Here is a 13,731-nt window from a genome sequence, read left to right on the forward strand (position 1 = left end):
AGGATCGGCATGCCGGCGCCCAGGCCTTGCAGGAGCGCGAGGCCGATATGGTGAGCGAGCAGGCGCGTGAGGCCGAGGAGGTGTTCGCGCCGGTGTACATCGAGCCGCCGCTGGCGCAGGTGCCACAATCGCCGCGGGTGCAGCGCGAGAAGCAAAAGCCCTTGTTCCAGGACATGCCGACGTCCGGCCTGCCGACGCTGGACTTGCTGGACCATGGCAATACGCAGAAAGACCCCATCGGCGCCGAAACCCTGGAGTTCACGTCGCGCCTGATCGAGAAAAAACTCAAGGACTTCGGCGTCTCGGTGCGGGTGGTGGCGGCGTCGCCAGGCCCGGTCATCACGCGCTATGAAGTGGAGCCCGAGCCGGGCGTGAAGGGCTCGCAAGTGGTGGGCTTGTCGCGCGACCTGGCACGGGCGCTGTCGCTGGTGAGCATTCGTGTGGTGGAAACCATTCCAGGCAAGAACACCATGGCGCTGGAATTGCCCAACGCCAAGCGCCAGACCATCCGCCTGGCCGAAATTCTCGGCTCCCAGGTGTACAACGATGCGCCGTCCATGCTCAGCATGGGCCTGGGCAAGGACATCGTCGGCAACCCGGTCGTCACGGACCTGGGCAAGATGCCGCATCTGCTGGTGGCCGGCACCACCGGCTCGGGCAAGTCGGTCGGCATCAACGCCATGATCCTGGGCCTGCTCTACAAGGCCGAGGCCAAGCAGGTGCGCATGATCATGATCGACCCCAAGATGCTGGAGCTCAGCGTCTACGAGGGCATTCCGCATCTGCTGGCGCCGGTGGTGACCGACATGAAGCAGGCAGCGCACGCGCTCTCGTGGTGCGTGGGCGAGATGGAGCGGCGCTACAAGGTGATGAGCAAGCTGGGGGTGCGCAACCTGGCGAGCTACAACACGCGCATTGCCGAGGCTGCCCAGCGCGGCGAGCATGTGCCCAACCCGCTGTCGCTCACGCCCGAGAACCCCGAGCCGCTGCAGCACATGCCCTATATCGTGGTCATCATCGACGAGCTGGCCGATTTGATGATGGTGGTGGGCAAGAAGATCGAAGAGCTCATCGCCCGCCTGGCGCAGAAGGCGCGCGCCGCCGGCATCCACCTGATTCTCGCCACGCAGCGCCCCAGCGTCGACGTGATCACCGGCCTGATCAAGGCCAACATCCCGACCCGCATGGCCTTCCAGGTGTCGAGCAAGATCGACTCCCGCACCATCCTCGACCAGATGGGCGCCGAGAGTCTGCTCGGCATGGGCGACATGCTCTACCTGCCGCCGGGCTCAGGCGTGCCGCAGCGCGTGCATGGCGCCTTCGTCAGCGATGCCGAGGTGCATCGCGTGGTGGAGCGACTCAAGGCCCAGGGCGAGCCCGACTATGTGCCCGGCCTGCTCGAACCCGAGTCTGGCGAGGATGGCGCCGAAGGCAGCTTCGACGGCGCCAGCGGCAGCGATGCCGAGGCCGACCCGCTGTACGACCAGGCGGTACAAATCGTGCTGCAAAGTCGCAAGGCGTCCATTTCTCTGGTGCAGCGGCACCTGCGCATCGGCTACAACCGCTCGGCCCGTTTGCTGGACCAGATGGAGAAGGCCGGTCTGGTCTCGCCCCTGTCGACCAACGGCAACCGCGACATCCTGGTGCCCGCGCGTGCCGAATCCTGAATCCTGATGGAGTTGCCTGAATGATTGCGCGATGCAAGTTTGCCGCGGCGCTGTTGCCCGTTTTGCTCCCAGCCTTGGCTTTCGGTCCATACGTGCCTGTCCAGGCGCAGACCGCGGTCAACGCTCCCGCCAAGCCCGCCGCCGGTGCGGCGCTGCTCAACCTGTGGGTCAAGTCCACCCACAGCGCGCGCGCCCGCTTTACCCAGACCGTGGTGGACGAAAAGGGCAAGGCCAGCGCCCCCTCGGGGGGCAGCTTCGAGTTCGAGCGCCCGGGCAAATTCCGCTGGAGCTACACCAAGCCTTATCACCAGGACATCGTCAGCGACGGCCAGACCATCTGGACCTACGACCACGACCTCGATCAGGTCACGGTCAGTGCGCAATCGCGCGCGCTGTCGGGCACGCCTGCCGCCCTGCTGGCTGGCGAAGACGTGAGCAAGCTCTTCACCCTCAGCCCCTTGCCGAGCACCTCAGGCCTGCAGTGGGTGCAGGCCGTGCCTCGCAGCAAGGACAGCTCCTTCGACTGGGTGCGCATTGGCCTCAAGTCCACCCCGCAAGGCCCGGAGCTGGTGGAGATGCAATTGCGCGACGCCTTCCGCCGCACCTCCACCATCGTGTTCATCGACACGCAGCGCAATGTGGCGTTTCCAGCGGGCCGTTTTCATTTCAAGGCGCCGCAGGGCGCCTCGGTGATCCAGCAGCCCTGAGCTGCCGCACGCTGCAACCGCGCAGCCCTTGCTCGACCGGATCTCGGCAACGCCCGCCATGTCGCAAACCCCCAGCCTGTTTGACCCCGAGCCGGCCGAGCCTGGCCCCGACGCCGCGCGCAACGGCACGGTCATCCCCTTGGCCGAGCGGCTGCGCCCGCGCACCCTGGCCGACGTGGTTGGCCAGGCGCATTTGCTCGGCCCCGGCAAGCCGCTGCGCCTGGCGTTCGACACGCGCCGCCTGCATTCCATGATCCTGTGGGGTCCTCCCGGGGTGGGCAAAACCACGCTGGCGCGGCTGATCGCCAAACAGTTCGATGCGCATTTCATCGCCATCTCCGCCGTGCTGGCGGGCGTGAAGGAGATTCGCGAAGCCGTGCTGCAGGCAGAAGCAGCACGCGCCAACGGCCGCCCCACGCTGGTGTTCGTCGACGAGGTGCACCGCTTCAACAAGAGCCAGCAGGACGCTTTCCTGCCGCATGTCGAGTCAGGGCTGTTCACGTTCATCGGCGCCACCACCGAGAACCCATCGTTCGAGGTCAACAGCGCCTTGCTCTCGCGTGCCACCGTCTATGTGCTGCAGTCGCTGTCGGGCGAGGAATTGCAGGCCCTGGCCGAGCGCGGCCTCGCGGCCAGCGGCGGCTTGCGCATCGAACCCGACGCGCTGGCCTTGCTCGCGGCGCATGCCGACGGCGACGCCCGCCGCCTGTTCAACGCGGTGGAGGCGGTGGCGGCGGCGGCCCAAGGTGGCGCGCGCGACACCATCGATCTGGCCCTGCTGGAAGCGGCGCTCACCGAGTCCTTGCGGCGCTACGACAAAGGCGGCGACCAGTTCTACGACGTGATCTCGGCGTTGCATAAATCCGTGCGCGGCAGCGACCCTGACGCCGCCTTGTACTGGATGGCCCGCATGCTCGACGGCGGCGTCGATCCCTTGTACATCGGCCGCAGGCTCATTCGCATGGCGAGCGAGGACATCGGCCTCGCCGACCCGCGCGCGCTCGGCCACACGCTCGACGCCGTGGCCGCTTTCGAGCGTCTGGGCAGCCCCGAAGGCGAACTCGCCCTGGTGCAGGCGGTGCTCTATCTCGCCATCGCGCCCAAGTCCAACGCGGTCTACCGTGCCGCGGGTGAGGCGCGGCGTTTCGTGCGCGAACACGGCACGGCACCGGTGCCCATGCATCTGCGCAATGCGCCCACGAAACTGATGAAGCAGATCGGCGCATCCGAGGGCTACCGCTACGCGCACGACGAGGCCGGCGCCTTTGCCGCGGGTGAGCGCTACTTCCCCGAAGGCCTGCCGGAGGCGCGGCTGTACCGCCCCACCGACCGCGGCCAGGAGGCGCGCATCGCCGAGCGCATGGCCGAGTTGCAGCGCCTCAATCGCCAGGCCCGGACCGCCGCCAGCGCGGAAGAGCCGGCGCATCGCGAGTCGGGCGCGAAGTCGCCAACCCCCAGGACCTGAAGCTCAACCTGAAGCTCGCCGTGGCCGGTGCGCCCTGCCTGTGGTTATTATTTCGCGCCATACAGACAACAACGTAGGCGATGCCGCACCAAACTGGCGTCGCCAAAGGAGACGCAACACCATGCCTGGGCATCCTCGCCCGCAGGCTCACACCACGCACTGCCCTCTTGCGCTTGTTCCGGCGCCGCCGTGTTCGCGAGCGCTTTTCGAGCACGAAACTTGCAAGCGCTGCTCAATCCAGTCCGTCGCCACTGGCCCATAAGGCCCAGTGGCGAGGCCGGACTCTGCAAGACCCTGAACCCATAAGGACACCTCGGGATGGAAACTTTTCTACAACAAATCGTCAACGGCCTCGTGCTGGGCAGCATGTACGCCCTCATCGCGCTGGGCTACACCATGGTCTACGGCATCGTCAACCTCATCAACTTCGCCCATGGCGACGTGATGATGGTGGGGGCGCTGACCGCCTACAGCATGTTTCTCCTGCTCGCCCACATCGCCCCCGGCCTGCCCGGTTGGCTCACGGTTGTCATCGCCACCGTGGTGGCGATGATCGTCTGCGGCATCCTCAACTATTTCATCGAGCGCCTGGCCTACCGACGATTGCGCAACGCCCCCAAGCTGGCGCCGCTGGTCACGGCCATCGGCATGTCCATCCTGCTCGAAACCCTGGCCATGGTGATCTGGGGGCGTGACTACAAGGTCTTTCCCAGCCTGCTGCCATCCAAGATCATCAACATCCACGGCGTGGTCATCACGCCGGTGCAGGTCATGATCCTGGTGCTCACCACCGTGCTGCTGCTGGGCCTGACCTATCTGATCCACAGGACCAAACTCGGCAGGGCCATGCGCGCCACGGCTGAGAACCCGCGTGTGGCCGCGCTCATGGGGGTCAATCCGAATCTGGTGATTTCCGCCGCCTTTGTCATTGGTGCCATGTTGGCGGCCATTGCCGGGGTGATGTGGTACGCCAACTTCTCCACGGCGAATTTCTACATGGGCTTCACGCCGGGTTTGAAAGCCTTCACCGCTGCCGTGCTCGGCGGCATCGGCAACCTCACCGGCGCCATGCTCGGGGGGGTTCTGCTGGGTGTGATCGAAGTGCTGGGCGCGGGCTACATCGGCACGCTCACCGGCGGCATGTTCGGTAGCAACTACCAGGACATCTTCGCTTTCATTGTGCTCATCCTCGTGCTGACGCTGCGGCCGCAAGGCTTGCTCGGTGAGCGCGTGGCCGACCGCGCCTGATGCAGGAGACACCATCATGCTGAACAAACAAACCCATCTGATCGGTTTTCTGCTCGCTGCCGTGCTGCTGCTGGCCATGCCCCTGGGGCTGCAGATCGTGGGCGACGCCTGGGTGCGCATCGCCGCCTTCGCCCTGCTCTACATCATGCTGGCCCTGGGGCTGAACATCGTCGTGGGCCTCGCCGGCCTGCTCGACCTGGGCTATATCGCGTTCTACGCGGTGGGGGCGTATTCCTTCGCCCTGCTGTCGTCGAACCAGCTCACCAGCAACTTCGATGCCCTGGGGGCGATGTTCCCCAACGGCTTCAATGTGTCGATCTGGCTCATCATTCCGTTCGGAGCCGGCCTGGCCGCAACCTTCGGCATCATCCTCGGCACCCCGGTGCTCAAGCTGCGCGGCGACTACCTGGCCATCGTCACCCTGGGATTTGGCGAGATCATCCGCATTTTCATGAACAACCTGAACGCCCCGGTGAACATCACCAACGGGCCGCAGGGCATCTCGGGCATCCACGGGGTGCGCATGTTCGGCTGGGACCTGAACCGCAACATCAATATCGGCAGCTACACCATCACCTCGGTCACCCAGTATTACTGGCTGTTCCTGGCCTTGGTCACGCTCACGGTCATCATCTGCTACCGCTTGCAGGATTCGCGCATCGGCCGCGCCTGGATGGCCATGCGCGAAGACGAAATCGCCGCCAAGGCCATGGGCATCAACACCCGCAACATGAAGCTGCTGGCGTTCTCGATGGGCGCCACCTTCGGCGGCGTGGCCGGCGTGATGTTCGCGGCGTTCCAGGGCTTCGTCTCGCCCGAGTCGTTCTCGCTGATGGAGTCCATCAACGTGCTGGCGATGGTGGTCATCGGCGGCATGGGCAATATTCCGGGCGTCATCCTCGGCGCCATCCTGCTGTCGGTGCTGCCCGAAGCGTTGCGCTACACCGGCTTCATCTCGGATTGGCAGCAGCATGCCTTCAACCATGTGTATGTCGACACCGGCATCCTGCGCCAGCTCATCTACTCGATGGCCATGATTCTGGTGATGCTGGTTCGGCCCAAGGGCCTGTGGCCGGCGCCCGAGCACGGCAAGGGCATGGCCGCCTTGGCGCTTGGGCAGAGCAAGGCTGGCAATGCAGCTCCGGCGGTGGCCAAGGAGGGTGCACGATGAACTCCACGGAACCCATCACCCTCAAGGTGGCCGGCGCTTCCAAGCGCTTCGGCGGCTTGCAGGCGCTGTCGGATGTCGGCATCGAAATCCGTCGCGGCCAGATCTATGGCCTCATCGGTCCCAACGGCGCCGGCAAGACCACCTTCTTCAACGTCATCACCGGCATGTACACGCCCGATAGCGGCGAGTTCTCGCTCGACGCCAAGCCCTACCGGCCGCAGGCGGTGCATCAGGTCGCGCGCGAAGGCATTGCCCGCACCTTCCAGAACATCCGCCTGTTCCCGGACATGACGGCACTGGAAAACGTCATGGTCGGACGCCACGTGCGCACCAAGAGCGCACTGCTCGGCGCGGTGTTCCGCACCCGCCGCTTCAAGGACGAGGAGCACGGTATCCGTGAGCGTGCCTACGAACTGCTGCAGTACGTCGGCATCGGGCACTACGCCGACTTTCGCGCCCGCACCCTGTCGTATGGCGACCAGCGCCGGCTGGAAATCGCCCGCGCCCTGGCCACCGACCCCAAGCTGCTGGCGCTGGACGAACCCGCCGCCGGCATGAACGCCACCGAGAAGGTGCAGTTGCGCAATCTGCTGTCCACCATCCGTGGCGACGGCCGCACCATTCTGCTGATCGAGCACGACGTGAAACTGGTGATGGGCTTGTGCGACCGCGTGACGGTGCTGGACTACGGCAAAACCATCGCCGAGGGGGTTCCGGCCGATGTGCAAAAAGACCCCAAGGTGATTGAAGCGTATCTCGGCACGGGAGGCCATTGAGATGAGTGCAGCGCACATGGATTTGAAGCAAGGCGCGGGCGAACTCAGCTCGAAAGAAGCACTTCTGCAGGTCAAGGGTCTGAAGGTGGCTTACGGCGGCATCCAGGCCGTCAAGGGCATCGACTTTGAAGTCCGTCAGGGAGAACTGGTGAGCCTGATCGGCGCCAATGGCGCGGGCAAGACCACCACGCTCAAAGCCATCACCGGCATGCAGCCCATCACCGACGGCAGCATCACCTACGCCACCCACGAGGTCAAGGGCAAGGGCTCGTTCGATCTGGTGCGCATGGGTCTGGCGATGGTGCCGGAGGGGCGCGGTGTGTTCAGTCGCATGACCATCCGGGAAAACCTGTTGATGGGGGCCTATATCCGCAGCGACAAGAAAGGCATCGAGGCGGATATCGACCGCGTCTTCGGCATCTTTCCGCGCCTGAAGGAACGGCGCGACCAACTCGCTGGCACCATGTCCGGCGGCGAGCAGCAGATGCTGGCCATGGGCCGTGCGCTGATGTGCCAGCCGAAGCTTCTGCTGCTGGACGAGCCGTCCATGGGCTTGTCGCCCATCATGGTCGACAAGATCTTCGAGGTCGTGGCCGACATCGCCAAGCAGGGCGTCACCATCCTGCTGGTCGAGCAGAACGCCAAGCGCGCGCTGGAACTGGCGCAGCGTGGCTACGTCATGGACTCCGGCACCGTCACCATGACCGGCACGGCGCAGGAACTGCTGCACGACCCCCGGGTGAGGGCGGCTTACCTGGGCGAGTGAAGCCGCTCGTCGCCCAGCGCGGCTCGTTCTGCTCCCCGGCTATGGGAGCAGGCGCGATCCTTGCGCTGGATGGTCAAGCTTGTCGTCGCCATAAGCGCGCAGGACCTTGGCGATGATGACCTGGTAGCCGTCGAGCCAATTCGCCTGCGCGGCCTTGGCCTCGAGATGCAGGGGATGCCGCATCAGCGCCTGCAGGGCTTCGAGCGTCTCCCAGTAGTAGACGTTCGAGGTCCAACCCGTGCTCGGGTTCTCCCACGATTCCTCGCCGAGGTAGCCGGGAAGGTCTCGGGCCGCTGCGGCAATGGCCTGGTCGAGGCGGTGAAACGCCGCGTCGAACTGCCTCTTGGCGAAGATGAAGGTCGATGAATACACGGATGGGCGTTGCGACAGGTGGTGGCGTCGGGCACGACCGGCGATTCAGCCTCAGGCCGCGGGCCCCGCCTTGTCGGCCTCGGAGGTGAAGGCGTCGGCGAAGAAGGCGTCTTCCGGCAGGAAGCATCGCGTCGTGAAATCCGCCCTGGCCGATTCCACCATGATGGGGGCACCGCAGGCGTAGACCTCGTGGCCGGACAAATCCGGCAAATCGGCCATGACTTGGCGGTGGACGAAGCCGGTGGGGCCGCTCCATGCATCCTCGGGTTTCGGCTCCGACAGCACCGGTACATAGCGCAGCCAGGGCAGGGCCGCGGCTTGCTCTTGTGCCCAGGCATGCAGGTACAAATCGGCCTTGCTGCGGCAGCCCCAGTAGAGCACCGCGGGACGCGTATGACCCTTGGCGCGCAGGTCTTCGATGATGGCCTTGATCGGCGCGAAGCCCGTGCCCGAGGCCAGCAGCACCATGGGTTTGTCGCTCTCCTCACGCAGGTAAAAGCTGCCGAACGGGCCTTCCATGCGCAGGATTTCCTTGTCCTTCATGGCGCCGAACACATGGTCGGTGAACTTGCCGCCGGGCATGTGGCGCAGGTGCAGTTCGATCTGTTTTTCGCCAGCCGGTGCATTGGCCATGGAGTAGCTGCGGCGGCTGCCGTCACGCAAGATGAACCGCACATACTGACCGGCGTGGTAGTCGAAACGGTCATTGGCTGGAAGCTGCAGGCGGATGAGTGCAACATCGGCTGCGGGCCGTTCGATGCTGATGACGCGGCAGGGCATTTTCTTGACAGCGAACATGCCTGCGGCAGGCAGCTCGTGGCTTTGAATCACCAGATTGCTGCGCGGTTGGGTGCGGCAGGCGAGAATGAAGCCCGCGGCGCGCTCGGCTTCGCTCAGGGCCTTGAGCTGGTGCACGCCGAGTTCGAACTCACCCGAAATCCATTGGCATTTGCACGAGCCGCAGGCACCGTCCTGGCAGCCGTAGGGCAGGCCAACGCCTTGGCGAATGGCGGCAGCCAGGACGGTTTCGCCTTCGTTCACGTCGAACCGGTGTTGGCTCGGCAATACGCTCACTTCAAAGCTCATGACAGACAGGTTTCCATGTTGATGCGTCAGTTTCGTAAACCCGGATTGCTCATCGTCGGCTGTGGCGACATCGGGCTGCGCCTGGCGGCGCTGGCGCAGCCACGCTTTCGCGTCATCGCGCTCACCTCCAGCCCGGAGCGCATGCAAACTTTGCGCCAGGCTGGCATCGTGCCCTTGCTCGGCAATCTGGATGATGCCGACAGTTTGTGGCGCCTGGCCGGGCTGGCGCATTGGGTGGCCATGCTCGCACCACCGCCCGCCGCTGGGGTGGACGATGCGCGATCCGCCCGGCTCGCCGCTGTTTTGCGCAGAGGCATGATAGGTGCAGGTCCCGGCCGGCCGCTGCGCGTGGTCTATGCCAGCACCTCCGGCGTGTATGGCGATTGTGCTGGCGCCGAGGTGACGGAAACGCGGCCGCCTCATCCGCAGACCGGCCGCGCGCGCCGCCGCATCGCTGCCGAGGCGCATTGGCGCCGTCTCGGGCGCGCTCGGCATGTTCGCCTGGGCATTCTGCGCATCCCCGGCATCTATGACAGCCGGCACCGCTCCCCGGCGCAGCGCCTGCGCCAGGGCCTGCCGGCGCTGCGCGTCGAAGACGACGTCTACACCAACCACATTCACGCCGACGACCTCGCCCGCATCACGCTGCTGGCCTTGTTTCGCGCCGCGCCCAACCGCGTCTATCACGCCAGCGACAGCAGCCGCATCAAGATGGGCGACTACCTCGACCTCGCTGCCCGGCTCTACGGCTTGCCCGCTCCCGCGCGCGTCGCTCGCGAACAGGCCCAGGCCAGCGGCCTGTCGCCCATGGCCTTGAGTTTCATGGCCGAGTCACGTCTGCTGGACAACACGCGCTTGCTGAGCGAACTCGGTGTTGTGCTGCGCTATCCGGACGTGGAGCTGGGCTTGCAGTCGGGCCACTGAGCAACCCTGCGGCTGAATGGCGGACAAAAAAACGGACAGGAAGACCTGTCCGTTTTGCAGCCGCAGCCAGCCCCGTCGTTCAATGCCCGGGGCCGTTCTCCGGAATCTGCAGGCTTGGCAGTTGCTTGCGCGTTTCCACCAGCAACAAGGGGCCTTCGTCCTGCATGGCTTTGGGCTTGCGCACCCGCGGCGCATGGGCAGGCGCAGGGATTCTGCGCATGGCACGTTGGGCCTGCTCGACCCGAGCGGGGTCCGATTGCACCCATTGCAAGCCGGCGGCCTGGACCACGGATTGCAAGTCTTGAACCGGCAACAACGCGGGCAGTGAGTCGGCATGCCCAGCCGCCGGCGCACTTGCACGTGCTTGCTCATGCGTGCTCATGGATGCCGGCTGAAGAGGCGCGGCGACTTGCTTCGCTTCCAGCGGTTCGGCATGCGCCGCAACGGCAACAGCCACAGGCTCGATGCTCGCTGTCTGCGCGATTTCTGCGGGCGCGGCTTCGGCGGGCAAGGGCTGTGGTGCGGCGAAGGAATGCACCTCCGGCTGCGGCGCGTCGTCGCGCGCTGCAGCCGAGACGGCGGCGATGTTCACGGTCTGGCTTGCGACAGGAGCAGCGGCAGCGGGTTCGCTGCGCACTTGCATCACAGGCTGAGCTTGTTCGGCGCCTGCAGCAACAGCAGAAGTCGTTGCCGCAGCCGTCGACGCGCCATCAACTGCATCGCCGGCGTCGCCAGTTGCCGCATCTCCGGCCACCGCATCGCGTCCACGACCACCGCGACCACCGCGACGACGGCGCCCGCGGCCGCGTTTGGCCGGATCGCTCGATTCGGCGTCATCCTGGGCCGGTGCTTCATTCGCGTCGGTCAAACCTTCGGCTTGCGCTGGGGTTGCCGTGCTCCCCATCGCTAGCGGCTTGGCCGTCATGGGTTCAGCACCCGTACTGGTTTGCCCCTGGGCACCAGAATCACTCTCCGGCAGCTTCAGGCCAAAGCTTTCCCAGGTTTCTTCCGCACCTTCGAGCGCCTGCGCGGGGCGTTGCTGACGGCCATTGCGCAAGCCACGCTCCTGGCGCTCCCCACGTTCTGCACGTTCTGCACGTGGCACGGTCGCTTCGCTGCCTGGCTGCGTCGGCTTCACATCCTTGGCAGGGGCTTGGGCATTGGCCTCGGCACCTGCGTGGCGTTCGCCACGCTCAGGGCGCTCGGAGCGGCCCGAACGTCCAGCACTGCCCGTGTTTGTGGTCGCGTTCTGGCCACTGCCTGAACCTTGGCGGCGGCCTTCAGCCTGTGCGCCGTTCTCGCGCTGCGGGCGTTCCGCGCCACTCTTGGCCGCTTGGCCCTGGCGGTTGCCGTCGCGGCCACGTCCGCGGTTGTTGCGAGCGTTGCCATTGCGACCAGTCGAGTCCGCGCTGCCGGCCTTGCTGGCGGCCGCAGGGGCGGGCGCGACAGCAGGCGGTGAGGCCGTGGATGTTTCATCATCACCGGCAAAAACTTTGCGTAGCCAGCCGAAGAAACCACCACTGGGAGGCGCCGTCGTTGCCGTCTGGGGCTTGTTTGCCGCAGGCGAAGCGGCGCTAGTGGCCTGCACCGGTGAAGCGGCCACGGGCATGGGCGCCGGACCTTCGGGAGTGATGCCACGAACCAGGGCTTCCTGGCGCGGACGCTCGTCCTTCTCGCTGCGCAGGATGGTGGTTTCCTGCTCGAATTCCTCGGCCATGCGGTAGCTGGCCGGCAGATTTTCCAGGCGCGGATCGTCGTGCTTGAGACGCTCGAGCTTGTAGTTCGGGGTTTCCAGCTGCTTGTTCGGCGCCAGCAGCACCGAGACGCGCTGGCGCAGTTCGATCTTGGTGATCTCGGCACGCTTCTCGTTGAGCAGGAACGAGGCCACTTCCACCGGCACCTGCACATGCACCGCGGCCGTGCCTTCCTTCATCGCCTCTTCCTGGATGATGCGCAGGATTTGCAGCGCGCTGGATTCGGTGTCGCGGATATGTCCGGTGCCATTGCAACGGGGGCAGGTGACATAAGCGCCTTCCGAAAGGGCAGGGCGCAGGCGCTGACGCGAGACTTCGAGCAGGCCGAACTTGGAGATCTTGCTGGTTTGCACGCGGGCGCGGTCTTGCCGCAGGCTGTCACGCAGGCGGTCTTCCACGGCGCGCTGGTTCTTCGGCTCGTCCATGTCGATGAAGTCCATGACGATGAGCCCGCCCAGATCGCGCAGACGCATTTGCCGTGCGATTTCCTCGGCTGCTTCCAGGTTGGTGCGCAGGGCGGTGTCCTCGATCGCGCTGCCGCGGGTGGAGCGCGCGGAGTTGACGTCCACCGCCACCAGCGCCTCGGTGTGGTCGATGACAATGGCGCCTCCCGATGGCAGGTTCACCGTGCGCGAATACGCGGTCTCGATCTGGTGCTCGATCTGGAAGCGCGAGAACAGCGGCAGATCGTCGCGGTAGCGCTTGACCCGGCTCACGTTGTCGGGCATCACATGCGCCATGAACTGGTGCGCCTGCTCGAACACGTCCTGCGTGTCGATCAGGATTTCGCCGATGTCGCTGGTGAAGTAGTCGCGAATCGCGCGGATGACCAGCGACGACTCCTGGTAAATCAGGAAGGCGCCCTTCTGCGTCGTGCTCGCGTCCTCGATGGCCGTCCACAGCTTGAGCAGGTAGTTCAAGTCCCACTGCAACTCCTCGGCGCCGCGGCCGATGCCGGCGGTGCGCGCAATCAGGCTCATGCCGTCCGGATGCTGCAACTGCTCCATCGTCTCGCGCAGTTCCTGGCGGTCTTCGCCCTCGATGCGCCGGCTCACGCCGCCGCCGCGCGGGTTGTTCGGCATCAGCACCAGATAACGCCCGGCCAGCGAGACGTAGGTGGTGAGTGCCGCGCCCTTGTTGCCGCGTTCTTCTTTCTCCACCTGCACCAGCAATTCCTGGCCTTCGCGGATCACATCCTGAATGCGCGCCTGCGATGGCGACACGCCTTCCTTGAAGTAGCGGCGGGAAATTTCCTTGAACGGCAGGAAGCCGTGACGCTCCTCGCCGTAATCGACGAAGCAGGCTTCGAGCGAGGGTTCGACGCGGGTGACGACGGCGCTGTAAACATTACCCTTGCGCTGCTCGCGACCAACCTGCTCGATGTCGATGTCGAGCAGCTTCTGGCCTTCGACGATGGCGACGCGCAGCTCTTCGGCCTGCGTCGCGTTGAACAACATGCGTTTCATTTCAATGTCTCCATCCCGCCCATGAGGCGGGCTGCGTGATTGCACCAGGGTCGATGCGACCCGACTCGCGCAGCAGGCTCGATGCCGAAGTGGAGAATGACCGCGCAGCGACGAGTCACCTCGTCGCCGGCTTCAGGACAAAGGCCTCGTGGAGGCGCAGCCACCTGCCCCAGCGCATGGGGGCATGCCTGGGCTTGGGCGGGCTGGAGTCGTGCCATCGGCCAGCCAGTTCCCAGCCCGCGCAGCGCGGCGGGCAGAGCCTGCCGCAAGTGCGTGACACGGGGGGAAGCGATGGTGGGTCAAGATGGATACGGAAGATTTCGTTTTGT

At 65.5% G+C, this 13,731-nt stretch carries 11 protein-coding genes; 8 read left to right on the forward strand and 3 right to left on the reverse strand.

Annotated elements, in window-relative coordinates; all coding sequences use genetic code 11:
* From ACYCUK_RS08660 to ACYCUK_RS08690, 7 genes are all read left to right on the forward strand, one after another.
* Positions 1-1,667, forward strand: a 1,667-nt coding sequence (locus tag ACYCUK_RS08660; protein WP_461594391.1) for a DNA translocase FtsK, incomplete at its 5' end; no start/stop codon positions are given.
* Between the two features lie 20 nt (positions 1,668-1,687).
* Positions 1,688-2,374, forward strand: coding sequence for an outer membrane lipoprotein chaperone LolA (lolA, locus tag ACYCUK_RS08665; RefSeq protein ID WP_461594392.1), 687 nt, complete (start codon positions 1,688-1,690; stop codon positions 2,372-2,374).
* A gap of 58 nt (positions 2,375-2,432) precedes the next feature.
* The gene (locus tag ACYCUK_RS08670; protein WP_461594393.1) at positions 2,433-3,839 is read left to right on the forward strand and encodes a replication-associated recombination protein A; all 1,407 of its coding nucleotides are present in this window, start codon (positions 2,433-2,435) and stop codon (positions 3,837-3,839) included.
* A gap of 318 nt (positions 3,840-4,157) precedes the next feature.
* Positions 4,158-5,087 carry a branched-chain amino acid ABC transporter permease gene (locus tag ACYCUK_RS08675; RefSeq protein ID WP_112485651.1) on the forward strand — a complete coding sequence of 310 codons (930 nt, stop codon included), beginning with the start codon at positions 4,158-4,160 and terminating at the stop codon, positions 5,085-5,087.
* A gap of 16 nt (positions 5,088-5,103) precedes the next feature.
* Positions 5,104-6,258, forward strand: coding sequence for an ABC transporter permease subunit (locus ACYCUK_RS08680; RefSeq protein ID WP_461594394.1), 1,155 nt, complete (start codon positions 5,104-5,106; stop codon positions 6,256-6,258).
* Positions 6,255-7,034, forward strand: coding sequence for an ABC transporter ATP-binding protein (locus ACYCUK_RS08685; protein ID WP_461594395.1), 780 nt, complete (start codon positions 6,255-6,257; stop codon positions 7,032-7,034). Before ACYCUK_RS08680 ends, ACYCUK_RS08685 begins: the two co-directional genes overlap by 4 nt.
* 16 nt (positions 7,035-7,050) lie before the next feature.
* Entirely contained in the window at positions 7,051-7,800 is a 750-nt protein-coding gene (locus tag ACYCUK_RS08690) for an ABC transporter ATP-binding protein (protein WP_112488223.1), read from the forward strand.
* 39 nt (positions 7,801-7,839) lie between these two features.
* On the opposite strand, the gene ACYCUK_RS08695 is transcribed toward ACYCUK_RS08690, so the two are convergent.
* Positions 7,840-8,172, reverse strand: a complete 333-nt coding sequence (locus ACYCUK_RS08695) for an antibiotic biosynthesis monooxygenase family protein (protein WP_461594396.1) — start codon at positions 8,170-8,172, stop codon at positions 7,840-7,842.
* A gap of 51 nt (positions 8,173-8,223) precedes the next feature.
* Positions 8,224-9,258: a CDP-6-deoxy-delta-3,4-glucoseen reductase gene (locus ACYCUK_RS08700; protein WP_461594397.1), complete on the reverse strand. Its 1,035-nt coding sequence runs from the start codon at positions 9,256-9,258 to the stop codon at positions 8,224-8,226.
* Positions 9,259-9,273: 15 nt separating this feature from the next.
* Here ACYCUK_RS08700 and ACYCUK_RS08705 point away from each other — a divergent pair, with 15 nt between their 5' ends.
* Positions 9,274-10,182, forward strand: coding sequence for an NAD-dependent epimerase/dehydratase family protein (locus tag ACYCUK_RS08705; protein WP_461594398.1), 909 nt, complete (start codon positions 9,274-9,276; stop codon positions 10,180-10,182).
* Positions 10,183-10,261: 79 nt separating this feature from the next.
* On the opposite strand, the gene ACYCUK_RS08710 is transcribed toward ACYCUK_RS08705, so the two are convergent.
* Complete coding sequence (locus tag ACYCUK_RS08710) at positions 10,262-13,402, reverse strand: Rne/Rng family ribonuclease (protein WP_461594399.1); 3,141 nt, start codon at positions 13,400-13,402, stop codon at positions 10,262-10,264.
* Positions 13,403-13,731 lie beyond the last annotated feature (329 nt).

The sequence above is a fragment of the Thiomonas sp. genome, assembly GCF_054608695.1.